This is a genomic window from Pseudomonas sp. KBN12P06040 (assembly GCF_037574965.1).
GTDB lineage: Bacteria > Pseudomonadota > Gammaproteobacteria > Pseudomonadales > Pseudomonadaceae > Pseudomonas > Pseudomonas aeruginosa.
Map to the genome: position 1 here is coordinate 3,480,948 of NZ_JBBELS010000001.1, position 23,291 is coordinate 3,504,238.

The window sequence follows — 23,291 nt, forward strand, 5'->3', positions numbered from 1 at the left end:
TCAGGGCCGCCGCTCGACCAGCGCGTGGCGCAGCAGGTCGGCGATGATGCGCGGACCCTCGCGGGTCAGCACCGATTCGGGGTGGAATTGCATGGAGGCGAAGCGCGGCCCGCGCAGGGCGTGGACCTCGCCGGTCTCGCGGTCGCGGCTGATCTCGATCGGGCCGACCTCGGGGATCTCGATGCGGTCCTGCAGGGCGCGCGCGGCGAAGGTGTTGTAGAAGCCGACGCGCTCGGCGGCGCCGAACAGGTCGATCTGTTTCTGCACGCCCTGGTTGGGTTCCTGCCGGCGTTGCAGGTCCAGGCCCAGGCACAGGCTCAGCACCTGGTGGCTCAGGCACACGGCGAGGAACGGCCGGCGCTCGCTGAGCAGCGAACGGATGGCCAGGTGCAGGTGGCCGATCTTCGGCTGGCCGATCTCGGTGGGGTTGCCCGGGCCGGGGCCCATGATCACCAGGTCGTAGCCGTCGAACGAGTACGGCTCCTGGAAGCCGCGCACGGTCACCGTCAGGCCCAGCGACTTGAGCTGCTTGGCGATCATCGAGGTGAAGGTGTCCTCGGCATCGACGATCAGCACCTCGCGTCCGGACAGGTCGGCCTGCAACTGCTGGCGCTCGCTGGCGCCGCGCAGCCAGAAGTCGGCGATCGGCGCGTTGCGGCTGGCCAGCGCCGCCACCACGTGCGGGTGCGAGCCCAGGCGCTGCGGCGCCTGGCTCTTCAGCGCGGCGATCAGCCCGGAAGCCTTGGCCCGGCTTTCCGCCGCCTCGCCCAGGGGATCGGAGTGACGCACGATGGTCGAGCCGACGCCGATGCGCAGGCGGCCGTCGCCCTCGATCTCGGCGGTGCGGATCAGGATCGCCGAGTCCAGCGTGCGCCCACCCTGGCCGTCGCCGCCGATCAGCGCCGCCACCCCGCTGTAGTAGCCGCGCCCCTGCGGCTCGTAGCGGCGGATCACCCGGCAGGCGCTTTCCAGCGGGCTGCCGGTGACGGTCGGGGCGAACAGCGTCTCGCGCAGCACCTCGCGCACGTCGCGGCTGGTCTGGCCCTCGATGAAGTACTCGGTGTGCGCCAGGTGCGCCATCTCCTTGAGGTAGGGACCGAGCACCCGGCCGCCGTCCTCGCAGATCCGCGCCATCATCTTCAGCTCCTCGTCCACCACCATGTACAGCTCGTCGGCTTCCTTGCGGTTGTCGAGGAATTCCATGACCTCGGCCAGGTTCGGCCCGGCCGGCGGGTAGCGGTAGGTGCCGCTGATCGGGTTCATCACCGCCAGGCCGTCGCGCACGCTGATGTGTCGCTCGGGCGAGGCGCCGACCAGGGTGCGTTCGCCGGTGTGGACGATGAAGGTCCAGTAGGCGCCCTTCTCGCGCAGCAGCAACTGGCGGAAGAAACTCAGCGCGCTGGCCGTGGCGTAGCCGTCGATGCGCGCCTGGAAGCGCCGCTTGATCACGAAGTTGGCGCCTTCGCCGCGACCGATCTCGTCGGCGATGACCCGCTCGACCACTTCGGCGTAGGCCTCGTCGTCGAGGTCGAAACCTTCCTCGCTCAGTTCCAGCGCCTGGTTCGGCAGCAGCGCCAGGGCCTGCTCCAACGGCAGCAGTTCCTGCTCCAGGACCTTCAGCGCCAGCAGCGGCGTGCCGTCGTCGAGCGCCTCGAAGCCGCGCTCGGCGATCTGCCGGTAGGGAATCAGCGCCAGCAGGTCATGGCGCGGCAGGCCCGGGCCGGGCTCGTCCAGCGGCAGGTCGGCCAGGCCGTGCAGTTCGAGCGCCTCGCCGCGGATCACGTCGAGCAGGCCCGGGCCATTGCTTTCCGGGCGGTAGAGCAAGGCGAACGGCGCCGGCCGTTCGAGCAGGCGCTGCAACAGCGATGTGGGCAGGGCGTTCATTCCAGCACCTCATCGGTGGTGACCACCATCGCGCAGCGGCTGGCGGCGTACTCCAGGGCCATGCGGTGGTGCGCCTCGCTGAAGTCGGCGATGGCGTCGGCCACCAGGAACGGCTGGATGTCGTTGGAGTAGGCGTCGACCGTGGAGATCAGCACCCCGACGTGGGCGTATACGCCGCACAGCACCAACTGGTCGCGGCCGGCGGCGCGCATCCGCTGGAGCAGGTCGGAGTGGAAGAAGGCGCTGTAGCGCCACTTGGTCAGCAGCCAGTCGTCCGGCCCCGGCGCCAGCTCCTCGACCACTTCGCGGTCGGCCGGACTGGCGCGCATGCCCGGCCCCCAGAAGTCCTTGAGCAGGCCGCGCTGCTTCTCGGTCATGCTGCCCGGCTGGGCGGTGTAGGCGATCTGCACGCCCTGCTCGACGCACCAGCGGCGCAGCCGCGCGGCGTTGGCCACCAGCCCGGCGCGCAGGCTCTCGGGCAGCGGGCGCAGGAAGTAGCGCTGCATGTCGTGCACCAACAGCACCGCGCGCCGCGGCTCCAGGCTCCAGCGCGCCAGGTTGGCCGGCAGCTGCTGGGCGGTCGGCAAGGGATAGGCGGTGATTTCGGGAATGCCGCTCATGCCACGGTCTCCAGGGGGAAGGTTGCGCTCGGGGACGCTTCTGCGCCGGCCCAGGCCATCACCGCGCTGAGCGCCTGCCAGGGGTTCAGCCGCGGATCGCAGAGGCTGGTGTAGTGCCGGCCGACCTGGTGCAGGCCGCTGGAATCGGCGACGCACTCGGTGACGTCGTCCGGGGTGGTCTCCAGGTGCAGCCCGGCGGCCACGCCGCCGGAGCCGGACACCGCCAGGCGGAACGCCGCCACCTCCTCGGCGATGCTGCGCACCAGGCGGGTCTTGTTGCCGCAGGGCGCGACGATGGTGTTGCCGTGCATCGGGTCGCTCAGCCAGATCACCGGGTGGCCGGCCGCGCGCACCGCTTCCACCAGCGGCGGCAGGCGCTCGCCGACCTTCTGCGCGCCCATCCGCGCGATCAGCGTCAGGCGCCCCGGCTCGCGGCGCGGGTCGAGGCGCTCGCAGAGCGCCAGCAACTGGTCGCGGCCGATCTCCGGACCGACCTTGCAGGCCACCGGGTTGAGCACCTCGGCCAGCAGCGCCACATGGGCGCCGTCGACCTGGCGGGTGCGCTCGCCGATCCACGGCCAGTGGGTCGAACCGAGATAGACCCGGCGCTGCTCGTCCTCGCGCAGCATCGACAGCTCGTAGTCGAGCAGCAGCATCTCGTGGCTGGTCCAGACCGGCGAGGCATTCGCCTCCTGCCCGGACGCGGCGTCCCAGCCCAGGTGGCGCATGATGTTGCGCGCCGCCGCGTAGCCCTTGAGGATCCGCTGCGGATCGGCCCGGCGCTGCTCGGCATGGGCCTCGCGGCCGTTGACCATGTCGCCGCGATAGACCGGCAGGGTCTGCTCGCCGACCTGCTCGTGCGGCTTGGAACGCGGCTTGGCGTACTGCCCGGCGATGCGCCCGACGCGGATCACCGGCCGCCGGCCGGCCAGGCGCAGGGCGCCGGCCAGCAGTTCCAGCACGGCGGCCTTGCGCGCCACGTTCTCGGCATGGTGGTCGTCCATGTCCTCGGCGCAGTCGCCGCACTGCACCACCAGCGCCTCGCCGCGGGCGACCCGCGCCAGGGTCGCGCGCAGGGCCAGGATGTCGCCGGCGCGGATCAGCGCCGGACTGCCGCGCAGGTACGCCTGCACGTCGCGCAGGCGCGACGGATCGCCCCATTCGGGTTGCTGCAGCGCTTCGCAGCGCCGTACGCGTTGCAATAGATCGTCCATAGTTCACCCCTTCCAGGATGGCCTCAGGTGGGAATGCCTTCGCGTTTGATCTGCGGGACCGGAATGCTCAGGGCGCGCAATTGCTGGAAGACGTTCATGAATTCGCGGTTGCGCTTGATCTTGCCGTCGTCCAGCTCGAAGGAATGCAGGAAGTGGTTCTCGTAGTAACCCTCGGGATACCCGGGGAAGAGGATCTTGCCGTGGCCGTCGCACTCGACCCAGAAGTGGTTGGGATCGTCGGTCTCGAAGACCTTGATGTTGTACCACTCCCAATCCGGGAAACATTTCAGCGACCACACCGCGTGCTCGGCCAGCTTGTCCTTGCCACGAATGACGATGGGCGAGCCGGTATCGGTGGTCCATAAACCGCCACAGCCGTCCTCGACGAAAAGTTCATGGCGGCGCAGGCGATCCTGGCCTTTGGTGTTCATATACTTGACCACCGTCTCGCGATTCTTCCTGCGCAACTCCACGGCGTCTTCGAAACCTTGGGGAATAGCATTATCGAGCATCGTCATATCTCCTCTTGAATTGGAATAATCATTAATCAGGTGGGAATGCCGTCACGTTTTATTTGCGGAACGGCTATTCCCAATGCACGCAATTTCTGCATCGGGTTCATGAACTCGCGATTGCGTTTTATCCGGCCGTTCTCGAGTTCGAAGGAATGGATGTAGTGGTTCTCGCAATAGCCCTGCGGATACCCCGGGACCAGCGCCTTGCCGCGCCCGTCGCACTCGACCCAGAAGTGGTTCGGATCCTCGGTCTCGAAGATCCGCACGTTGTGCCACTCCCAGTCGGGGAAGCAGCGCTCGAGCCACTCGGCGAGCCGCCTGAGGCTCTCATGGCCCCGGAAAACCAGGGGTTCACCGCTTTCCGTGGTCCAGTTGCCGGCGCAGCCGTCCTCGACGAACAGGCTGTGCCGCTGCAACCGTTCGGCCCCCTTCATGCGCATGTAGTGCTCGACCGTGGCACGGTTGCACCGCCGTAATTCCAGGTTGTCGGTAAACCCTTTCAACCGTTGGTACTCTCGCATGGTGCGAATCTCCGCCAGTTCGAATCGACTGGCATCCATACCGGAAAGAAGACATCGGGATGACAGGCCGGAGAAATTGCCGTGAAACTTTTTCCGGGCAAAAGTTGCCCGCTTCGGAGCGTCTCCAAAGTTTCAACTAATGCCGAATTGCCATGACCGAATGTTTCGCCTGAAACCCAGTTGTAACCAGATTTGACAGGGGACAAACTTATAAACGCTTTTTTGCAATAGCCATAACCCCTTAAAAATTACAGGTGTGGGGCATCGATTCCGTTCTATTCTTTGGCCGGTTTGCCAAGCGTCCGGAAAGTTGCACTAGCGTGCCGGACAACAGGAGGACGGGCGCAATGGCGAAGGGGGCAGCGGGGAAACGCTGCCGGTGGGAAGGCTGCGCTCAGGCGACCGGCGCAAACGCTATCCGGCCATTCGGTGAATGGCCGGACGCTTGCGTGGCGGCCTCGCTAGGCGACGAGGCGTCGATTCAGTTGAGCAGGCCGATGGCGTAGGCCTTCATGGTGGCCTCCGCCTTGTTGCTGGAGTTGAGCTTGCGCATCGCATTGACGATATGGAATTTCACCGTGCGCTGGTCGATCGACAGGATCAGGCCGATCTCGCCGTAGGTCTTGCCCACCGCGGTCCACTTGAGCATCTCGGTTTCCCTGGCGGTCAGGCGCACATTGCTTTCCGGGACGATGCGCGGCGCCAGCAGGTCGCCGAAGGTAGCCTGCAGCATGCTGGTGATCCAGAGCAGGAAGGATTCCTTCTCCAGGATTTCCGTGGCGGCGATGCTCTCGCTGGAACGCACCAGGGACAGCATGCTGATCAGCCCGTACTTGCCGCGGACCGGGATCGACCAGCCGTGACGGATGCCGTGATGCAGCGCTTCCTCCCAGAAGAAACGGTTCTCCTGGAAGTCTTCGCCATTCCAGATCAGCGGGGTGTATTCCAGGAGACCATGGCGCACGATCGGGTCGATGGATGTGTAGTCTTCGGAGATATATCTGTTTTTCCATTCCCCTGGGTAATTGGACAAGAAATGATATTTAGGCGCGGTCAGCGGGAAAGGCGCCCGCGCACCGAATGAAAAGAATTCGAATCCATAATTACCGCATATCTCGAGAACCAGGGAGAAGAACTCTTCCTCGGTTGTTATTCTTGACAAAATCTCGAGATATCCCTCTCTCTCATCATGCATGCCAGCTTCACCAGTCAACAATCGATCCCGGCAGGATTCGGTTCTTCAGCGTTTTTATTCTTTTTTGTTTCCGTCTTATCCACTCATGACAATTCCCTTTATCAAGCCGGACCTGGAAGTACATATCGCCGCCGGCCCTGTGCGGGTGTTCCGGACGAGGTCGAGCCCATTCGCCGCCCGCCGGGCGACGACGAAACGAGGCTGAAGAGAATTTCTCGATGAGCACGGACACGAGGCGCCGCGCAGGAACTGCGCTGTGCTGGAGGGGACGGCGCCCCGGATCTTTGCGGAAACCGTAGAACGGCTCTCCGATGGGCCTCACGGCGGTCTTTCTCATTGTTCTTCTCGCACGCTCCATCGTCGTCGGGAGGGCCTCCCGACAACAAACCTTGGCCCATGGCGGGCCTCGTCGACGAGGCTCCCCGGGGACCAGAAATGGCAACTACATACTTCCCCCCCTATCTCTCCGCAGATACCTGCCCGGAAGGGCAGGTTGTCCCTGCCGGGCTGTGACAATTTAATTCGACCAGGCATTTCATTGTCCGTGCCGATTTTCACGAAGCGCATTCTGAGGCAATTAAAAAGAGCGCTCCATTCGACCATGGACAAGCTATCCACGCCTGACCGAGATCGCCTTCCGAATATAGCGAAGCGATAACCGCAGCCTGCCGAGAAGTGCTTCAGACAATAAACAGGACGCTGGCCTTTCGTATCGATGAAAGTTCCGCATGGCGTCCGCCCCTAAGGAAGAGGAGATAAATATGATTTATTACTTGATCGGAGTGGCGCTATTCATCTTCATGCTGGAACAGTTGGTTCCCGGCTGGAAATTGCCCAAGGTGAGCACCTGGGTGGCCCGGGTGATCTTCCTCAACATCGTCCAGGTGTCGATCGCCCTGCTCGCCGGCATCACCTGGAACAAATGGATGATGGGGCACAGCCTGCTGCACACCTCGGATGCCCTGCCACCACTGCTGGCCGGCTTCGCCGCCTACTTCGTCAACACCTTCGTCACCTACTGGTGGCATCGCGCGCGCCACGCCAACGACACGCTCTGGCGGCTGTTCCACCAGTTGCACCACGCGCCGCAACGCATCGAGGTATTCACCTCCTTCTACAAGCATCCGACCGAGATGGTCTTCAACTCGCTGCTGGGCAGCTTCGTCGCCTACGTGGTGATGGGCATCAGCATCGAGGCTGGCGCCTACTACATCATGTTCGCCGCGCTCGGCGAGATGTTCTACCACTCGAACCTGCGCACCCCGCACGTCCTCGGCTACCTGTTCCAGCGCCCGGAGATGCACCGCATCCACCACCAGCGCGACCGCCACGAGTGCAACTACAGCGACTTCCCGATCTGGGACATGTTGTTCGGCACCTACGAGAACCCCCGCCGCATCGACGAGCCGCAGGGCTTCGCCGGCGACAAGGAGCAGCAGTTCGTCGACATGCTGCTGTTCCGCGACGTGCACAGCCTCCCCGGAAAAACCCAGCCCGCTCCCGTCCTGGTCAAGCCCGACGTCAGGTGAACGCCATGATTCCAGACATCGATTCCCGTCTCAGCCGGAACATATTGAAATCCATCTCGTATGGCCTCCCCCTCGCCGAAGTGGTCCCCGACCATACCTATGCGCAACTGGAAACGCGCCTCGGCGAACTGAAACGCAGGTATCTGGAGCTGCGCATCTCCCACGGCGCGCGCGAGCTGCCGTTCAGCAACTACCTGTTCTACCTGATCCTCCAGTCGCGCCACCAGGAATTCGACTTCAAGCTGCGCCAGGGCAACTCGGTGGTCACCAACATCCACCGCTTCAAGAGCAAGGGACGCATCCCGTCCCTGACCACCCTGCTCCTGGCCGATGCGGTCAACGCCAAGAGCGAGCTGGAACTCAAGCATCCGGACATCCCGCAGCTCGACCGCCACGCCCGCGACATCGAGCGCTGGCTGGCCGCCGGCAACGTCATGCCGCCCAGCGAGCGGGCCCTGCGCGGCCTGGTGGAGGCGCTGGAGCGCGCCGCTGGCGAAGGCCGTCCGTTGCACCTGGTGAGCGCGGTATGCCCGGACTACTCGCACTCCAGCGATGCCGAGGGCAAGCCGCGCTACACCTTCGAGCGAGTCGGCGACCAGCCCGGTCTGGCCGGCGCCAAGCTGGTCAGCGCCGGGCAGGCGGTGGCGGAGCTGGCCAGGGCGCGCCAGGTGGAAATCCGCCACGCGATCCTCGGCGGCGAGTTCGAATACCTGTCGTTCAACCGCAACCCCGCCACTGGCGAGACCCGCGAGGGTTTCCTCGGCAAGGTCGAGCGCCAGCTCGAGCGGATCGCCGGGGCCCTGCCCTGCCCGGCCGCGACCTGCTCGTTCTTCGAGATGTGCGGCGGCGAGGACGGCTGGCACCGGGCCCACGGCGAGATCGTCCAGCGCCTGGAACAGGGCGACTACGGCCAGACCGGGCTGGACTACCCGGCCCTGGAATCGATCTTCCTGTCGCGCCTGCCGCTCTACGAGAAATGGTTCGCCAGCCAGTCGCGCGAGCAGATCTGGGCCAGCTTCGTCTCCCAGGCCGCCGAGTACGCATTGATGGGAAAACTCTTCGGCGAGCGCTTCGACAACTTCGTCGTGCTGGCCGTCGATCACTACCGGATGGAGCCGTTCTACTCGTTCTTCGCGACCGTCCCGACGCTCTACATCCGAACCGACTACCTGTAACCAGGGAGCGCCTGCGCCATGCAAGATGAACTGTTCAAGACCCGATACTCCAAGTACGGATACGGCATCGACGTGCGCCGTACCTACAAGGATCTGCCCTGCCAGCCGTTCTGGACCTGGGTCACCGGCAAGTCGCTGAACGACCGCCCGCCGCGGCGACCGAAAGACACCCTGCTCAAGCCCTGGCAGCTCTACCTGCATATCAGTTGGGGCTACGCGGTGTTCTTCCTCGCGGTGGTCTACGGCCAGCAACTGCTCGCCTCGCAGCAGCCGCTGTGGCTGAAGTGCCTGCTGGGCGCGTTGATCATGTGCCTGGTGGTCAACCGCCAGCGTGGCTTCCTCCATACCTTCCACTACACCACCCATGGCGCCAGCCTGGAGAACAAGGCGCTGGCCCGCTTCACCTGCAAGTGGATCCTGTCGATCCCGATCCTGCACACCCCGCGCGACGAGTACGTGAAGCTGCACGTGAACGAACACCACAGCGTACGCACCTTCAATACCGAGCACGACGTCGACCTGGTCTTCATGAAGCAGCACGGCTTCTACAAGGGCATGTCCGAGAGCGCCTTCTGGACCCGCCTGGTGCTCGCGCCCTTCCATCCGGCGCGGATCCTCGAGCACCTGAAGTTCCGCTTCGACGTCAGCTTCGTCTCCGCCCCGCGCCACGAGCGCGTCAGCCGGGCGCTCTACTGGGCCGCGCTGCTCGGCCTGGTGTACGCCAGCGGCTACCTGGAGGCGTTCGCGCTGTTCTACCTGTTCCCGATCTTCATCCTCACCCAGTACTCGTCGTGGATCCAGCACGTCTCCGAGCACCTCTGGTTCGCCCGCAACGAGCACGGCCTGCCGCGCTTCCTGCACTACGGCTCGCTGAGCTGGGGACGCTTCCTCGGCCGCCCCTACCCGGCCGACAAGCAGGGCCTGGCCTTCGCCCTGGCGTTCGTTCGCTGGAGCCTGGGCGTGCTGCTGATCGACATCCCGCTGCGGGTGTTCTCCTTCATGCAGGACCTGCCCAGCCACGACTTCCACCATCGCAAGCCGGGAGTGAACTTCTGGCGCATCGCGCCGGAGCGCGCGGCCAACGAGGCGCGCCCCTCGAAGTTCGGCCCGATGACCGAGACCTGGGGCATGTGGGAGAACTTCCTGATCCTGCGCGACCACCTCTGCCGCGGCCAGTCGGACCCGTTCGGAATCGTCGACTGGTACCGCGAGAACCATGCCCGGCTCGCTCCGGAGACCGATGCCGCCAACCAGCCCCACACCAACCAACCCGCATCCCAGGCTACTGCCTGATCACACAGGAAACCCCATGAATACTCAGATTGCCCAGATCACCCAGAGTCTGGCAGCCAACGGCTGCGCCTATATCACCCCCAGCGACGCGCTCTACGACGAGCAGGACTGGGAACTGATGAACCAGGTCCTGGCCAACTCGACCCTGCCGTGGGAGAAGATCCTGATCGGCGACGCCGACGAGGAGAACGACCTCTACGTGGCCCGTTTCATGACCGACCGCGACCGTCCCACGGTGGTCAACCATGCGCTGTCGGAGCTGATCATCCCGCGCGTCTGCAACGACAACGTGATGAGCCTGTTCCGCAAGCTGATGGGCGACGACGCCTTCTACGTGCGGCGCATGCAGGTGAACCGGATGAAGGCCGGCTCGTTCATCGGCCGGCACCTGGATACCGACAGCAACCCGGACTACCAGTACTCCATCGTCCTGCAGCTCGGCACCTACTTCGCCGGCGGCCAGTTCGTGGTCTACGACCGCGATGGCAACCTGCGCAACGACATCAAGCCGGAGCCGCGCTCGGTGATCATCAGCGATTGCAGCTATCCCCACGAGGTCCAGCGGGTGACCGCCGGCGAGCGCGTCTCGCTGGTGTTCTTCGTCAGTCGCCATGCGGACCGGAACCGGCGGGTCTATTGACCCGTCGGCGTGGAGACTCGAAGCGATGTCGAAGAACGCACGTTACGCCTGGCGCCTGTCCCTCGGCGGCCTGCTGCTGGGGCTAGTGGCCTGCGCGGTCTACCTGCTGGCCGTCCCGCTGGGCTTCAAGTACGGCGAGATCCAGGTCGGCCATGGCCTGGAACACGAGGGGCGGATCGCCTGGGACGCCGCCGGCGTCCCGCATATCCGCGCGCAGAGCCTGGAGGACGGCTATTTCCTGCTCGGCTACAGCCACGCCAGGGATCGCCTGTGGCAGATGGAGTTCGCCCGCCGCTATGCCGGCGGGACGCTCTCCGAAGTGTTCGGCGCCAAGACCCTGCCGATGGACAGGTTCGCCCGCACCCTGGGCTTCCGACGCACCGCCGAAGGCATCTACGCCAACCTGGACGCGCCCACGCGCGTCCTGTTGCAACGCTACAGCGACGGGATCAACGCCTACCTGGAGCTGGCCCCGGCGGCGCTGCCGCTGGAATTCAGCCTGGTGCGCCACGAACGGCCGGGGCCTTGGGGGCCGGTGGACAGCCTGTCCCTGCACCTGCTCTATTCCTGGACCCTGAGCGCCAACCTGGGCATGCAGTTGCAGCGCCTGGCGCTGGCCGAGCACCTGGACCTGGCGCGGATCAACGAGGTGTTCGCCCCCTATCCGGGCGAGCGGCCCCCGGCCACCCGCGACTACGCCAGCCTGTACCGCTCCCTGCGCGGCACGCCGGACGCCGGCAAGCTGCTGGGGCAACTGCCCGGTTCCAACGTCGAGGGCATCGGTTCGAACAACTGGGTGGTCTCCGCCAGCCGCAGCGCCACCGGCAAGCCGCTGCTGGCCAACGATCCGCACCTGCGCCTGACCAACCCGGCGGCCTTCTACCTGGCCAGCCTGAAGATCCCCGGCCTGAGCCTCACCGGCGCCAACTTTGCCGGCGCCCCGCTGTTCGTCATCGGCCATAACCAGCGCATCGCCTGGGGCTACACCAATACCGGCTCGCACATCCAGGACGCCTACCTGGAGCGCGTCGATCCCCAGGACCCGCGGCGCTACCTGACCCCGGACGGCTACCGGCCCTTCGAGACGCGCCTGGAACGCATCGCCGTGCGCGACGGCGAGCCGGTCTCGCTGGAGGTCCGCAGCACCCGCCACGGCCCGGTGATCAGCGACATCTACGAACCGGCGCGGCTGCCGCAGGCGCAGCGCGACCGGCTGGTGATCGCCCTCGCCTGGACCGGCCTCGACCATCACGACAAGACCTTCCCGAGCCTGCTGGCGATCAACCGGGCCGAAGGCTGGGAACAGTTCCTCGACGCCGCCGCCGACTTCGGCGTACCGCCGCAGAACATGGTCTATGCCGACGTCGAGGGCAACATCGGCTACGTCTCCGCCGGTCGCGTACCGCTCCGCGGCGCCGACGACGACCTCCATGGCCTGGCCCCCTCGCCCGGCTGGGAGAGCCGCTACGACTGGGTCGGCTACGTTCCGGAAAGCGCCAAGCCACGCAGCCTCAACCCCCGCGAAGGGTTCATCGCCACGGCGAACCAGCGCATCGTGCCGCCCGACAATGCCTTCGACTTCGGCCACGACTGGGTCCTGCCCTACCGCTATGACCGCATCCGCGAGTGGCTCGGCGGCCCCGGCCAGCGCACCCTGGAAGACAGCCTGGAGTTGCAGAACGACGAGTTCTCCAGCGTGATGGCGAGCCTGTTGCCGAAGATGCTGGAGCAGGTCAGCGACCCCGAACTGCGCGCCAGCGAGGCCTTCGCCCTGCTCCAGGGCTGGAACCACCAGGCCGCCGCCGACCTGGCCGCGCCACTGATCGCCGGCTACTGGGTACGCGCCTTCACCCGCGAGCTGCTGCAACCGAGGATCGGCACGCAGTTGCTGGCCAGCGGCTGGAACCAGCGCAACTACGACGGATTCCTCCGGCTGATCCTCGACGGCCAGGCCGACCTGCGCTTCTGGTGCGGCCAGGAACAAGGCTGCGACCTCAAGCTGAACCAGTCGTTGCGCCGCGCCCTCGACGAACTGCGTGCCGCCCACGGAAGCGCGCCGAGCGGCTGGAAGTGGGGCGAGGCGCACGCCGCCCTCGCCGAGCACGTGCCCTTCCACAAGACCCCGCTGCGCGCGCTGTTCGACCTGAAGAACAACAAGGGCGGCGACAACTTCAGCGTCAACGTCGGGCGCTTCGACTACAGCGACCCGGCCAACCCGTTCAACACCCGGATCGCCGCGACCCTGCGGATGGTCATCGACCTGGCGGACTTCGACAACTCGCGCTACGCGCTGTCCACCCGCAACTCCGGCCTGCCGTTCGACGGCGCCACCGACCTCAACGAACTCTGGGCCCGCGGCGCGTACATCCGTATCGCCGACGACGCCCCCGACGCGACGGACCGCCAGTTGGTCCTGCGCCCTTCAGCCTCTTCCTCCGGCGAGCCACGACCATGACCAGCGATCCGCAGAAAAACGCCTTCGACCTCGACTACTCCAGCCGCGAACGGCAATTCCCCGAGGGCTTCAAACGCAAGATAGTCGCCGACCTGCAAGAGGGAATGCCGCAGTTCGACGTGCTGCAATACTTCGGCAACCAGCCGGATATCTTCGAGACCTACGACCACCTGGTATTGGCGACCGACCCGGAGGGCGAACGGATCATCGGCATCCTGGGCGCGAAGGACTTCGTCCGCGGCTCGACGCGCTTCCTCTACCTGTGGACGGCGATGGTGGTCGACCGCTACCACCGCACCAGCCTGTTCAAGCGGATCAACCAGTTCTTCCTGCGCCAGGTCAGCGAGCGCAACGGCGGGCTGCCGCCGCTGATCGTGGCGAAGACCTACAACCCGGTGGTCTACAACATGTTCCGCGCCCTCAGCGCGCGGATCCCGGGAGCGACGCTGTACCCGGACCTGGAAGCGCCGCGCCAGAGCCCGGACATGGTCGACCTGGCCCTCGACGTGGTCGGCACGCTGTCCGCCAACCTGCGCCTGGATGCGGAAACCGGCCTGATACCCGGCGGGCAACGCAGCGTCGCCCCGGATTTCTTCCCGCGCATGGCGATGTCCAGCCACGCCAGGACCAACGACCACTTCGTCGCCCACGTCGGCAGCAGCGACCAGATCCTCTGCATGGTCCGCCTCGCGCCCGGTGCCGAACCCTACGTGCAGCAGAGGATCATCCGGTGAGCGGACTCGCGCAGCGCTCCGACGACCCGTGGCTGGCGGCGCTGCCGGCCGCGGTGCTCTACGGCGCCTGGGCGGCCTATGCCAACCAGGACGGCGGCCTGGCCGGGATGGGCGTCGCCGCCCTGCTCCAGGGCGCCGCGAGTCTCCTGGCGACGCGCTTCGGCCTGTACCTGTTGCAATGTCTCGGCCGCCGCCACGGCCTTGCGCAACGCCAGGCGCCCCTGCTGGTGGTGCTCCTGCTGACCGCGCCGATGGCCGCGCTGCACTGGCTCTCGGGCACGCCGCATCCATTGGCGAGCGTGGCGCCATCGTTCGTCATCGGCTGGCTCTACTTCGCCCTCTGGGCGCGCCGCCGCCCGGGTCGCCGGCAAGCCAGCGGCGCCTAGCCGGCGCCCCCGCTCGAGCCGTTCCCCGTCGGCGGGATCGGCCCGTATACTCGGAGCCTTCCTATCCGCCCAAGGACGCGCCATCGCCATGCTGGAGATTCTCGGAAAGGCCTCTTCGATCAACGTGCGCAAGGTGCTCTGGACCTGCGCCGAACTGGACCTGCCCTACCGCCGCGAAGACTGGGGCAGCGGCTTCCGCGACACCCACGCGGCGGAGTTCCTCGCCCTCAACCCGAACGCCATGGTGCCGGTGCTGCGCGACGGCGAACTGGTGCTCTGGGAATCCAACAGCATCATCCGCTACCTGGCCAACCGCTATGCCGGCGAACGCCTCTATCCGCAGCAGGCGGCGCCGCGCGCGCGGGTCGACCAGTGGCTGGACTGGCAGGCCTCCGACCTCAACCGCTCGTGGAGCTATGCCTTCATGAGCCTGGTCCGGCAGTCGCCGGCGCACCGCGACGCGGCCCAGGTGGAGGCTTCGTTGCGCGGCTGGACGGGCTTCATGGAAATCCTCGAGGGACAACTGCTACGCACCGGCGCCTATGTCGCCGGCGAGACCTTCAGCCTGGCCGACATCGCCATCGGCCTGTCGGTCAACCGCTGGTACGAGACGCCGTTCGAGCATCCGTCGCTGCCAGCGGTGCGCGCCTATTACGAGCGCCTCGGCGCCCGTCCCGGCTTCCTCGCCCACGGCCGCAACGGCGTACCCTGAGCGAGGCGCGCGATCACTGGCCGAGCGCCTTGTTCAGGCGCTGCGCCAGGGCGGTGGTGTTGGCGCCGGCGGTATCCAGCAGCAGGTAGTCGTAGTCGGACTTGGCCACCGGGGCGATGCGATATTGCAGGACGCCCTCGACCACCTGCTGGCCGGCCGGCACGCTGAGGGTGCCGACACAGGACAGCACGCCGCTGTCGGGATCCTTCTCGAGGATCGCCACGTCGCGCAGCGCGCTGTCCTTGAACTCCGGCGAGCGCTCGGTGATCGCGCCCTGGAGGAAGATCCGCATCAGTTGGTCCTTCACGTCCGGCGAGGCACAGGCCTCGGCCTCCTTCTTCGCGCAGGCGCTCAACAGCAGCGCGGCGCCCAATACAGCGAGCACGGGTAGCTTCATCATCCCCTCGGGGGTCGGTTGGTGATGCGCAGTTGGACTGCGCCGCCGGCGAATGATTCCCAGGCCCCGCGCGGCGCCTGCCGCAGCCAGCACTGGCCAGCCGGCGCGTCTGCCAGTAGTCTGTCCGCCGCGCTGGCGACGCCGGCCCCACGCCAACTGGAGCAAGACATGTACCGAGACACCGTGACCCTCACCGTCAGCGCCGAGCAACGCGGCCGCGAAAGCGAGGCCGTGGACAACCCGAACGTCGCCATCGGCCTGGAAAGCGTCGAGCCGGGCGTGCTCAAGCTGCACTTCGAAGGCCAGCTGGACGCCCCGGAGAACGCTACCCACATCTGCTTCAGCCTGACCATCGGCCTCACCTACTACGGCCCGATCCTCGACGGCGCGGCCAGCGAGAACGGCGGCTGGATGACCTTCGAGAGCGACATGCTCGACCCGGCGCAACTGGCCTGATCGACTCTCCTTCGCAGCCATCCACCATGCGGAAGGCTGCGAAGTGGCACTTTGACACCCATCCCCCGGCGGTCTATAGACAGTTGCAGAACAGACACGGAAGTGGTGGTTCAGCATGTCAACGTCTTCGACAGTTCGCCCCACGACGAGCCTTTCCGGGATATCCCAGGCCCGCTTCCAGGGGACCCTGACACACGCCTCCCCAGCCTTTCGCGGGACGACTTCTCCGCCTGCGCTCTCCCATCCCCCATGACAGCACCCGGCCGGCGACACGGGCACCGACAGCGCCAGAGCGTACCGACCGGCCTGCGTAACGGGTAGCGACCGGTCGAGTTCTGGCGCGCCGGAAAAGAATCTCCACGCGGGAATCGTCATGAAAATACTCGCCCTTCTCGCAGCCTGCCTGCTGGCAGGCTGCGCCGCCAACGCCCCGCTGCGCGATGACAGCGAATCGACCTGCGCCGACATGCGGCCTTGCAGCGACAGCTACTACGAACGCCATCCGAACTACGAGATCGGCTTCGTCGAATACAGCGAGCGCGGCAACGACTTCGCGCCTGCCAGAACGCAACGCCTGATCGACCAGCTAAAGCGCTACTCCGCCCGGGGGGACATCGCCATGGTGGTGTTCATTCACGGTTGGAAGCACAACGCGGGACGGGACGACGGCAACGTCGCCAGCTTCAACAAGGCACTCGCCAATCTCGCCTCCTCCGGGGTGCTGGGCAAACGCAGGCTGGTCGGCCTCTATGTTGGCTGGCGGGGCAAGTCGATGCATGGCCTGTATAGCGAGAACCTGACCTACTGGGACAGGAAGGCCGTCGCCGAGGAAGTCGGCCGGGGTGGCGTCGCCGAGTTGCTCGCCCAGTTGGAACGGATCGATCGCAAGGACAGGAACTATCTGGTGATCGTCGGCCACAGCTTCGGCGGCGCAATCACCCTCGGCGCACTTCACGACCCGTTGCTCGAACGCCTGCTGGCTCTGCAGGACGGTCAGCGGATACGCGCCTTCGGCGACGCGGTAATCATGCTGAATCCGGCGATAGAGGCCAATCAGGGCCTGCTGCTCAAGGAGAACAGCCTCAAGGTCGGCGCCCTGGGAACCCAGCCGCCGCCGCTGCTGTACGTCATCAGTTCGCACGGCGACAGCGCCACCCACTTCGCCTTCCCGCTCGGCCAATGGGTCGGCGTCAACCTCACCTGGAGCCAGGTGGACCTGGACAGGACCTACAACGGAACCCGCTATCGCCTCCGGGAAGAAGACCTGGATACCACCGCCCTCGGCAACTACAGCCTGTATCGGACCGCCCTGCTGATCGACCGCGAGTGCCCGCTGCCGGATGGCAGCGACAACTGCGCGCCAAGACCGCCCGAACCACGGGTGATCGACGACACCGATATCGGCAAATGGCGCTTCAGGAGCTTCTGCAGCGCGGACGGCGGCAACGCCGATCCGGCGCTGCCGCGCATGCCCTGCTACAGCAACGAGCCGGTCAACTTCATCTACACCTCGCAGTCCTTCATCGCCGACCACAACGATATCTTCAACGACCAGGTGATCGCCTTCATGGCCACCGCCGTCAGCAAGGCCATCTACGAACGTACGGCTGGCGCCTCCTACTACCGGGAGTGCCACGACCCGGTGCGGAAGAACTTCTCGTTCGGCAAGTGCTTCGACTTCCACTACCTCAAAGCCACGGCCATGCACCGGCGGCTGCAACGGCAACTCTCGGAACCCGGCACCCGCAGCGAACAGGACGTCCTCTATGAAAACCCTCTCTAGCCTGCTCCTGATCGGCTTCGCCGTCGTTCTGCTCGCCCCGCGGATGGCGCCCGCCGCCAGCGCCGCCGAAGACAAGGCCACCTATTGCGGCTCCGGCTTCACCCAGTATCTGGTTCCGGACGACGTCGCGGGCTGCTCGCTCAGCGAGGCCTGCCGCCTGCACGATATCTGCTACGGCCGCTGCGACAAGGACGGCGACCTCTACGGCAGCGCCTACTGCGCGCAAAGCGAAAAGTCCGAAGCCCGCAACATGAGCAAGCAGCAGTGCGACGCCAGGCTGCAGGCCGACATCGCCGCACAGAACGGCAACAGCCGCCTGTGCCGCGCGGTGGGAGGCGTCTACCGGGTATTCGTGAAGCACCTGGGGCAAGGTCCGTTCAATGGCCGGGAGGCACTGGACATCTACCTGAAGGTCATGCAATCGGCGCCCAGCGCAGCCGACGCCGACGCCCGCCTCGAAGCCATCCATCAGCTACAGAAGCAGGGCCTGACCGACGCCAAGGAAATCCGTTACGACGCCGAGCGTATCGTCATCCCACTCAACAGGCCCGTGGAATCGCCGTTGACCAACGGCTCGGACACTCTCGTCCTGCCGCGCAACCTCGACCGGGAACGGCTGCGCCAGCTGGACCAGCGGCTCATCCGCCAATGAGCCTCAGAATAGTGCCATCTGCCGGTCGACCAAAGTGGCGAAATCATCGCCGACGAACGGCAGGATGGCGTCGGCCACCGGCTGCAACTGCTTGCCCACGTAGTGCTCGTAGTCGATGGCCGAACGCCGCGCCTCGAGCGGCTCGGGACCGGCGACGCTGATCACGTAGCTGATCCAGCCGCCGCTCTGGTACTGCCGCGGGCGCCCGCGCTCGAGGTTGTAGTCGTCGGCGATGCGCGCCGCGCGCACATGCGGCGGCACGTTGCGCTGGTAATCGTCGAGGCGCCGGCGCAGGCGCTTGCGGTAGACCAGCAGGTCGTCCAGCTCGCCGGCCAGGGTCCGTCGTACGTAATCGCGCACGTAGTCCTGGTAGGGCTGGCGATTGAAGATGCGCAGGTAGAGTTCCTGCTGGAAGCGCTGGGCCAGCGGCGACCAGTCGGTGCGCACGGTCTCCAGGCCCTTGAAGACCATCTCCTCGCCACCGTCGGCGCGGCGCACCAGGCCGGCGTAGCGTTTCTTGCTGCCCTCCTCGGCGCCGCGCACGGTGGGCATGAGAAAACGCCGGTAATGGGTCTCGAATTGCAGCTCGAGGGCGCTGTCGAGGCCGAATTCTTCTTTCAGGTGCTCGCGCCACCAGTCGTTGACCCGCGCCACCAGCGCCCGGCCGATGGCCACGGCCTCCTCCTCGGCGCGGGGGCTGCCGAGCCAGACGAAGGTGGAGTCGGTATCGCCATAGATCACCGTATAGCCCTCGGCCTCGATCAGCTCGCGGGTACGGCGCATGATCCGATGCCCGCGCAGGGTGATGGACGAGGCCAGGCGCGGGTCGAAGAAGCGGCAGCCGCTGGAACCCAGCACCCCGTAGAAGGCGTTCATGATGATCTTCAACGCCTGCGAGAGCGGCTGGTTGCGTTCGCGCTTGGCCGCCTCGCGGCCCTCCCAGACCCGTGCGACGATGGCCGGCAGGCAATGCCGGGTACGCGAGAAACGGGCGCCGCGAAAACCTTCCACCGAGTGCTCGTCGTCCGGCTGGCGCAGGCCTTCCACCAGGCCGACCGGGTCGATCAGGAAGGTACGGATGATCGACGGATACAGGCTCTTGTAGTCGAGCACCAGCACCGATTCGTAGAGGCCCGGCCGCGAGTCCATGACGAAGCCGCCGGGACTGGCTTCCGGGCGCTTCTCGCCGAGGTTCGGGGCGACGAAGCCGGCGCGGTGCATCAACGGCATGTACAGGTGGGTGAAGGCCGCCACCGAGCCGCCGCTGCGGTCCGCCGGCAGGCCGGTGACGGTGGCCCGTTCGAGGAGGAAGTCGAGCAGTTCGGTACGGGCGAAGATCCGCGTCACCAGTTCGCAGTCCTTCAGGTTGTAATGCGCGAGGGCCGGCTTGTCCTCGGCGAACATGCGATCGATCTCGTCCATCCGCTGGTACGGATTGTCGATCGCCTTGCCTTCGCCGAGCAGGGTCCGGGCGACGTTCTCCAGGCTGAACGAAGGGAAGCTCCAGGTCGCCGAGCGCAGCGCCTCGATGCCATCGATGATCAGGCGGCCGGCCGCCGCGGCGAAAAAGTGGTTGTTGCGGCTGCCGTGCTCGCGCCAGCCCATTTCGTCGCCGCCACGCCCCAGGCGCAGCGGCACCTTCAGGCGCTGGGCATGCTCATGCAGGACGCGCAGGTCGAACTGCACCAGGTTCCAGCCGATGATGGCGTCGGGATCGTGCTCGGCCAGCCACTGGTTGAGACGTTCCAGCAGCCCGGCACGGCTGTCGCAATAGTCGAGGCGGAAATCCACGGCCGCGGCATCGCCGTTGGCCGGGCCGAGCATGTATACCTGGCGCTGGCCGCAGCCTTCCAGGGCGATGGAGTAGAGATCGCCGCGGGCGTTGGTCTCGATGTCCAGCGACACCAGGCGCAGGCGCGGGCGATAGTCCGGAGCCGGCTTCAGGCGCCGGGCGAGCAGGCTGCCGTCGGCCTCGACACTCGCCTCCAGGCTGACCGGCGCGGTGATGAAGCGCTCCATCAGGTAGCGCTCCGGCGGCCGGATATCGGCCTCGAACACCTCGACGCCGGCCTGGCGCAAGCGTTTCTCCAGATTCATCAGTTGGCGATGCTGCTGGCAGTACAGGCCGAGCACCGGCCGCTGCTGGAAGTCGCGCAGCGCCAGCGGCCGCAGCTCGGCGCCAGTCTCCCCGGCGAGCAGGGACTCGACGCGCCCGCGCTGCTCGGCGAGGACGAACGCCACCGACGGCTGCGGCGGCAGCCGCACCTGTCGCGGGCCCTGCTCGGTCGCCAGCCAGAACGCGACTTCCGTGCCGGCCGGCGTATCGCGCCAGTGCCGGGTCAGGACGAACCCTTGCAGTAACTCCACCATCGACCCCGAATCTCTCGCATCCGCCGATTCTACCCGGCCTGCCTTGGGAACGCTGGCATCTTCGGTCAGCCGGCAGCAGCCAGGCGCTTGTAGAAATAGGTGGTGGGACAGGGCGTGCCGTCCGGCATCAGGGCGTAGTCCGGAATTTCCCCGACCCGTGTCCAGCCGGTCTTCAGGTACAGCCGTTCGGCGGCGCTGCCGCTGACCGTGTCCAGCACCAGCAGGGACTTGCCGCAGGCCCGGGCGAGCCGGTCCAGCTCGCCCATCAGCGCCTCGCCGATGCCGCGCCGACGCGCACGCCGGTGCACCAGCATCTTCGCCACGTCGGCTCGGTGCGGCTGGTTCGGCGGTTGGTCGAGGAGCAGTTGCACGGTACCGACGATCCTCCCCTCCGCTTCCGCCACCAGCAGCAGGCGTTCGTCGCCCGCCACGCTCTCGCCGACGCCGCGCCAGAAGGCCAGCGCCCGCTCCCGCGGCAACGGCCACATGAAGCTGACCGAAGCCCCGCCTTCCACGCAGTCCAGCAGTACCTCGGCCAGTTCGTCCAGGCGCACCAGGATCTCCTCGCCAGCCAGGCGGCGAATCGTCGGTTCGGTCATCGCGGGCAAGCTCCAATGCAAGATCGAATTTCCAATATATTGGACAGTGACTATCATGGACGAGAAAAATCCGCCAGGGCCACTCATGGATATCGACGAACTGATTGCCCGACGCCTAGCCGCCCTGCGCAAGGAGCGCGAGCTGACCCTCGCCCAGCTGGCCGAACGCTGCGCGGTGAGCAAGGCGATGATCTCGCGCATCGAGCGCAACCAAAGCAGCCCCACCGCCAGCGTCCTCGGCCGTCTCGCCAGCGGTCTGGGGGTCGCCCTCTCCGAGCTGCTCGGCGACACGCAGGCGCCGGCCGAACCGCTCTGCCGGCGCGCGCAGCAGGAAGTGTGGGAAGACCCGGCCAGCGGCTACCGCCGCCGCCAGGTCGGCGCTCGCGATCCGCGCAGCGGCTGCGAGATGGTGGAAGTGGAGATCCCGGCGAACGCCCGCCTCGACTATCCCCGCTGGGGCGGCCGGCCCTACCGGCAGCGCCTGTGGCTGGTCGAGGGTGCGCTGCGGGTGGATTACGGCGAGCAGTCGTTCCACCTGCAACGCGGCGACCGCCTGGACTTCGGCGTCGACCGCGCGGTGACCTTCGCCACCGCCGGGCAAGCCTGCCGCTACCTGCTGGTGATCCTCCACGACTAGTCGTGCGGCTTTTTCCGTCGGCGCTCCGGCGACCAGTCGAGGGCGCCGACCCGGTGCAGGTAGAACAGTCCGACCAGCAGCAGGGAGACGAACAGCGTCGCCTCGACGAAACCCGCCCAGCCATTCTCCCGCAGCGACACCGCCCAGAGGTAGAGGAACGGCATCTCGATGCCGAAGATCACGAACAGCATGGCGACCAACGCGTACTTGACCGAGAAGCGCAAGCGCGACGAGCCGGTGGAATCAACCCCCGACTCGAACGGCAGGTTCTTCGCCCGGCCATGCGACCGGCCGCCCAGCACCCGGCCCAACCCCAGCATGAGCAGGCAAAGGGCGAGCGCGCCGAAGAGGTAGGCGAGCAAGGCCCAGGTCGCGGGAGCGAAGGATGCGTACATGATGGTCGCCCCTCAGCCCTGGCGGGTCGCAAGCTTGAGAATGACGATGCCGGCCACGATCAACCCCACCGCCAGCAGCCGCAACGGGCTCGGGCTTTCGCCGAAGAGCAGGATGCCCAGGGCGAAGGCGCCGACCGCACCGATGCCGACCCAGATGGTGTAGGCCGTGCCGAGGGGCAGGGTTTTCATGGAAACGGCCAGCAGGCCGAAGCTGAGGATCATGAACAGCAGGGTGACCAGGCTCGGCCACAGGCGGGTGAAGCCGGCCGACTCCTTCATGGCCGTGGCCCAGACGATTTCGAAGACACCGGCGAGCAAGAGATAGATCCACGCCATTTTCAGCCTCTCTGCAGGGTCGTCCCCGCGTAATGAAAGAGGGAAAACGGGTCGTCCCGCTTCCGGCTGAAAGTGCGTGCCGCCCGGGCGGGCGTCAGTCACCGACGGCAGCGATCCTAGCGCGTTGCCGATGCCGGGTGAACGCCTGCGCCGACGGAGTTGTTTCGCCGCGTTTCCGCGCCGCGCCCGCCGGGACGCTCGGCAGGATTGATCTAGACTTTCGCAGGATCGTGCAAGGCGTCCGTTTCGTCCTTCGCGCACACTTCGCCCGATGCATCCCTGCCTGATAAGAGATAACGCCCTGCCCGGGCCTTTCCGTGGAGAATCAGCATGCCCACCTCGCTCGTCCTGAACGGCAAGAACGTCACCCTCGACGTCGATCCCAACATGCCCCTGCTCTGGGCCATCCGGGAAAGCGCCGGCCTGCACGGCACCAAGTTCGGCTGCGGCATGGCCCAGTGCGGCGCCTGCACCGTGCAGCTGGACGGCACCGCGGTACGTTCCTGCGTGCTGCCGGTCTCCGCGGTCGCCGGCAAGCGCGTCACCACCATCGAGGGTATCCAGAGTAAGCCCGGCAAGGCCGTGCAGGACGCCTGGGTCAAGCTCCAGGTACCGCAGTGCGGCTACTGCCAGTCCGGCCAGATCATGTCCGCCACCGCGCTGCTGGAGCAGAACGCCAGCCCCAGCGACGCCGACATCGATGCCGCGATGAACGGCAACATCTGCCGCTGCGCCGCCTATGTGCGGATCCGCGCCGCCATCCACGAAGCCGCCGACACCCTGAAGGCCTGAC

24 protein-coding genes are annotated in these 23,291 nt (G+C 66.5%); 13 read left to right on the plus strand and 11 right to left on the minus strand.

Translation table 11 applies throughout. The features are described 5' to 3' along the window. From phzE to qscR, 6 genes are all read right to left on the minus strand, one after another. Nucleotides 1-1,884: a phenazine biosynthesis protein PhzE gene (gene phzE, locus VQ067_RS16340; RefSeq protein WP_058185139.1), complete on the minus strand. Its 1,884-nt coding sequence runs from the start codon at nt 1,882-1,884 to the stop codon at nt 1-3. Then, nucleotides 1,881-2,504, minus strand: a complete 624-nt coding sequence (phzD, locus tag VQ067_RS16345; RefSeq protein ID WP_034020307.1) for a phenazine biosynthesis protein PhzD — start codon at nt 2,502-2,504, stop codon at nt 1,881-1,883. Before phzD ends, phzE begins: the two co-directional genes overlap by 4 nt. After that, nucleotides 2,501-3,718 carry a phenazine biosynthesis protein PhzC gene (gene phzC / locus VQ067_RS16350; protein WP_015502308.1) on the minus strand — a complete coding sequence of 406 codons (1,218 nt, stop codon included), beginning with the start codon at nt 3,716-3,718 and terminating at the stop codon, nt 2,501-2,503. The genes phzD and phzC overlap by 4 nt, the downstream gene beginning before the upstream one ends. A 23-nt stretch (nt 3,719-3,741) precedes the next feature. Continuing rightward, nucleotides 3,742-4,230 (minus strand): phenazine biosynthesis protein PhzB, encoded by a 489-nt coding sequence (gene phzB / locus VQ067_RS16355; protein ID WP_003115119.1) that lies wholly within the window; start codon nt 4,228-4,230, stop codon nt 3,742-3,744. Nucleotides 4,231-4,265: 35 nt separating this feature from the next. Then, nucleotides 4,266-4,754: a phenazine biosynthesis protein PhzA gene (gene phzA, locus VQ067_RS16360; RefSeq protein ID WP_317951685.1), complete on the minus strand. Its 489-nt coding sequence runs from the start codon at nt 4,752-4,754 to the stop codon at nt 4,266-4,268. 481 nt (nt 4,755-5,235) lie between these two features. Further along, complete coding sequence (gene qscR, locus VQ067_RS16365; protein WP_023091923.1) at nt 5,236-5,949, minus strand: quorum-sensing transcriptional repressor QscR; 714 nt, start codon at nt 5,947-5,949, stop codon at nt 5,236-5,238. A 761-nt stretch (nt 5,950-6,710) separates the two neighbouring features. Between qscR and VQ067_RS16370 the strand changes: the two genes are divergently transcribed. From VQ067_RS16370 to VQ067_RS16405, 8 genes are all read left to right on the plus strand, one after another. After that, nucleotides 6,711-7,478 carry a sterol desaturase family protein gene (locus VQ067_RS16370; RefSeq protein ID WP_003102692.1) on the plus strand — a complete coding sequence of 256 codons (768 nt, stop codon included), beginning with the start codon at nt 6,711-6,713 and terminating at the stop codon, nt 7,476-7,478. Between the two features lie 5 nt (nt 7,479-7,483). After that, entirely contained in the window at nt 7,484-8,653 is a 1,170-nt protein-coding gene (locus VQ067_RS16375; RefSeq protein WP_003088150.1) for a hypothetical protein, read from the plus strand. Between the two features lie 18 nt (nt 8,654-8,671). Next, nucleotides 8,672-9,946: a fatty acid desaturase gene (locus VQ067_RS16380; RefSeq protein ID WP_003110482.1), complete on the plus strand. Its 1,275-nt coding sequence runs from the start codon at nt 8,672-8,674 to the stop codon at nt 9,944-9,946. A 16-nt stretch (nt 9,947-9,962) separates the two neighbouring features. Beyond that, the gene (locus tag VQ067_RS16385) at nt 9,963-10,586 is read left to right on the plus strand and encodes a 2OG-Fe(II) oxygenase (RefSeq protein WP_009314568.1); all 624 of its coding nucleotides are present in this window, start codon (nt 9,963-9,965) and stop codon (nt 10,584-10,586) included. A gap of 25 nt (nt 10,587-10,611) precedes the next feature. After that, nucleotides 10,612-13,041 carry a penicillin acylase family protein gene (locus tag VQ067_RS16390; protein WP_033991671.1) on the plus strand — a complete coding sequence of 810 codons (2,430 nt, stop codon included), beginning with the start codon at nt 10,612-10,614 and terminating at the stop codon, nt 13,039-13,041. Next, on the plus strand, nt 13,038-13,775 hold the full coding sequence (locus tag VQ067_RS16395; RefSeq protein ID WP_003088145.1) for a hypothetical protein: 738 nt from the start codon (nt 13,038-13,040) through the stop codon (nt 13,773-13,775). Before VQ067_RS16390 ends, VQ067_RS16395 begins: the two co-directional genes overlap by 4 nt. Next, a complete protein-coding gene (locus VQ067_RS16400; RefSeq protein ID WP_003088144.1) occupies nt 13,772-14,161 on the plus strand; it encodes a hypothetical protein in 390 nt (129 codons plus the stop codon). The genes VQ067_RS16395 and VQ067_RS16400 overlap by 4 nt, the downstream gene beginning before the upstream one ends. An 88-nt stretch (nt 14,162-14,249) precedes the next feature. Further along, the gene (locus VQ067_RS16405) at nt 14,250-14,873 is read left to right on the plus strand and encodes a glutathione S-transferase family protein (RefSeq protein WP_003088140.1); all 624 of its coding nucleotides are present in this window, start codon (nt 14,250-14,252) and stop codon (nt 14,871-14,873) included. A 13-nt stretch (nt 14,874-14,886) separates the two neighbouring features. Here VQ067_RS16405 and VQ067_RS16410 read toward each other — a convergent pair whose 3' ends face one another. Then, nucleotides 14,887-15,273 carry a hypothetical protein gene (locus tag VQ067_RS16410; RefSeq protein WP_003115740.1) on the minus strand — a complete coding sequence of 129 codons (387 nt, stop codon included), beginning with the start codon at nt 15,271-15,273 and terminating at the stop codon, nt 14,887-14,889. 165 nt (nt 15,274-15,438) lie between these two features. On the opposite strand from VQ067_RS16410, the gene VQ067_RS16415 reads away from it, so the two are divergent. The 3 genes from VQ067_RS16415 to VQ067_RS16425 all read left to right on the plus strand — a co-directional run bounded on the left by VQ067_RS16415 (nt 15,439) and on the right by VQ067_RS16425 (nt 18,161). Then, nucleotides 15,439-15,726 carry a hypothetical protein gene (locus VQ067_RS16415; RefSeq protein WP_003088136.1) on the plus strand — a complete coding sequence of 96 codons (288 nt, stop codon included), beginning with the start codon at nt 15,439-15,441 and terminating at the stop codon, nt 15,724-15,726. A gap of 373 nt (nt 15,727-16,099) precedes the next feature. After that, complete coding sequence (locus tag VQ067_RS16420) at nt 16,100-17,509, plus strand: alpha/beta fold hydrolase (protein ID WP_003132715.1); 1,410 nt, start codon at nt 16,100-16,102, stop codon at nt 17,507-17,509. After that, nucleotides 17,493-18,161, plus strand: coding sequence for a hypothetical protein (locus VQ067_RS16425; RefSeq protein ID WP_003102715.1), 669 nt, complete (start codon nt 17,493-17,495; stop codon nt 18,159-18,161). Before VQ067_RS16420 ends, VQ067_RS16425 begins: the two co-directional genes overlap by 17 nt. 3 nt (nt 18,162-18,164) lie before the next feature. On the opposite strand, the gene VQ067_RS16430 is transcribed toward VQ067_RS16425, so the two are convergent. Both VQ067_RS16430 and VQ067_RS16435 read right to left on the minus strand, forming a co-directional pair. Further along, nucleotides 18,165-20,528, minus strand: a complete 2,364-nt coding sequence (locus VQ067_RS16430; RefSeq protein WP_071534901.1) for a DNA polymerase II — start codon at nt 20,526-20,528, stop codon at nt 18,165-18,167. Nucleotides 20,529-20,596: 68 nt separating this feature from the next. Continuing rightward, a complete protein-coding gene (locus VQ067_RS16435; RefSeq protein ID WP_015503084.1) occupies nt 20,597-21,130 on the minus strand; it encodes a GNAT family N-acetyltransferase in 534 nt (177 codons plus the stop codon). Nucleotides 21,131-21,215: 85 nt separating this feature from the next. On the opposite strand from VQ067_RS16435, the gene VQ067_RS16440 reads away from it, so the two are divergent. Next, nucleotides 21,216-21,767, plus strand: a complete 552-nt coding sequence (locus VQ067_RS16440; protein ID WP_003132721.1) for a helix-turn-helix domain-containing protein — start codon at nt 21,216-21,218, stop codon at nt 21,765-21,767. Here the strand turns inward: VQ067_RS16440 and ndhC are convergent. Beyond that, complete coding sequence (gene ndhC / locus VQ067_RS16445) at nt 21,764-22,162, minus strand: NADH-quinone oxidoreductase subunit A (protein WP_003088123.1); 399 nt, start codon at nt 22,160-22,162, stop codon at nt 21,764-21,766. The genes VQ067_RS16440 and ndhC overlap by 4 nt on opposite strands. A 12-nt stretch (nt 22,163-22,174) precedes the next feature. Then, nucleotides 22,175-22,498: a DMT family transporter gene (locus tag VQ067_RS16450; RefSeq protein ID WP_003102734.1), complete on the minus strand. Its 324-nt coding sequence runs from the start codon at nt 22,496-22,498 to the stop codon at nt 22,175-22,177. Between the two features lie 330 nt (nt 22,499-22,828). Between VQ067_RS16450 and VQ067_RS16455 the strand changes: the two genes are divergently transcribed. Further along, nucleotides 22,829-23,290 carry a (2Fe-2S)-binding protein gene (locus tag VQ067_RS16455; RefSeq protein ID WP_003102736.1) on the plus strand — a complete coding sequence of 154 codons (462 nt, stop codon included), beginning with the start codon at nt 22,829-22,831 and terminating at the stop codon, nt 23,288-23,290. Nucleotide 23,291 lies beyond the last annotated feature (1 nt).

Excerpts from the sequence above, each read along its gene's own strand:
- VQ067_RS16395 (WP_003088145.1), top strand. The coding sequence starts at position 13,038 with ATGACCAGCGATCCGCAGAAAAACGCCTTCGACCTCGACTACTCCAGC.
- VQ067_RS16380 (WP_003110482.1), top strand. The coding sequence starts at position 8,672 with ATGCAAGATGAACTGTTCAAGACCCGATACTCCAAGTACGGATACGGC.
- VQ067_RS16375 (WP_003088150.1), top strand. The coding sequence starts at position 7,484 with ATGATTCCAGACATCGATTCCCGTCTCAGCCGGAACATATTGAAATCC.
- VQ067_RS16415 (WP_003088136.1), top strand. The coding sequence starts at position 15,439 with ATGTACCGAGACACCGTGACCCTCACCGTCAGCGCCGAGCAACGCGGC.
- VQ067_RS16410 (WP_003115740.1), bottom strand. The coding sequence starts at position 15,273 with ATGATGAAGCTACCCGTGCTCGCTGTATTGGGCGCCGCGCTGCTGTTG.
- phzC (WP_015502308.1), bottom strand. The coding sequence starts at position 3,718 with ATGGACGATCTATTGCAACGCGTACGGCGCTGCGAAGCGCTGCAGCAA.
- VQ067_RS16450 (WP_003102734.1), bottom strand. The coding sequence starts at position 22,498 with ATGGCGTGGATCTATCTCTTGCTCGCCGGTGTCTTCGAAATCGTCTGG.
- VQ067_RS16385 (WP_009314568.1), top strand. The coding sequence starts at position 9,963 with ATGAATACTCAGATTGCCCAGATCACCCAGAGTCTGGCAGCCAACGGC.
- VQ067_RS16440 (WP_003132721.1), top strand. The coding sequence starts at position 21,216 with ATGGATATCGACGAACTGATTGCCCGACGCCTAGCCGCCCTGCGCAAG.
- VQ067_RS16420 (WP_003132715.1), top strand. The coding sequence starts at position 16,100 with ATGAAAATACTCGCCCTTCTCGCAGCCTGCCTGCTGGCAGGCTGCGCC.
- ndhC (WP_003088123.1), bottom strand. The coding sequence starts at position 22,162 with ATGTACGCATCCTTCGCTCCCGCGACCTGGGCCTTGCTCGCCTACCTC.
- VQ067_RS16390 (WP_033991671.1), top strand. The coding sequence starts at position 10,612 with ATGTCGAAGAACGCACGTTACGCCTGGCGCCTGTCCCTCGGCGGCCTG.
- qscR (WP_023091923.1), bottom strand. The coding sequence starts at position 5,949 with ATGCATGATGAGAGAGAGGGATATCTCGAGATTTTGTCAAGAATAACA.
- phzE (WP_058185139.1), bottom strand. The coding sequence starts at position 1,884 with ATGAACGCCCTGCCCACATCGCTGTTGCAGCGCCTGCTCGAACGGCCG.
- VQ067_RS16435 (WP_015503084.1), bottom strand. The coding sequence starts at position 21,130 with ATGACCGAACCGACGATTCGCCGCCTGGCTGGCGAGGAGATCCTGGTG.
- VQ067_RS16425 (WP_003102715.1), top strand. The coding sequence starts at position 17,493 with ATGAAAACCCTCTCTAGCCTGCTCCTGATCGGCTTCGCCGTCGTTCTG.
- VQ067_RS16455 (WP_003102736.1), top strand. The coding sequence starts at position 22,829 with ATGCCCACCTCGCTCGTCCTGAACGGCAAGAACGTCACCCTCGACGTC.
- VQ067_RS16405 (WP_003088140.1), top strand. The coding sequence starts at position 14,250 with ATGCTGGAGATTCTCGGAAAGGCCTCTTCGATCAACGTGCGCAAGGTG.
- phzB (WP_003115119.1), bottom strand. The coding sequence starts at position 4,230 with ATGCTCGATAATGCTATTCCCCAAGGTTTCGAAGACGCCGTGGAGTTG.
- phzA (WP_317951685.1), bottom strand. The coding sequence starts at position 4,754 with ATGCGAGAGTACCAACGGTTGAAAGGGTTTACCGACAACCTGGAATTA.
- VQ067_RS16370 (WP_003102692.1), top strand. The coding sequence starts at position 6,711 with ATGATTTATTACTTGATCGGAGTGGCGCTATTCATCTTCATGCTGGAA.
- phzD (WP_034020307.1), bottom strand. The coding sequence starts at position 2,504 with ATGAGCGGCATTCCCGAAATCACCGCCTATCCCTTGCCGACCGCCCAG.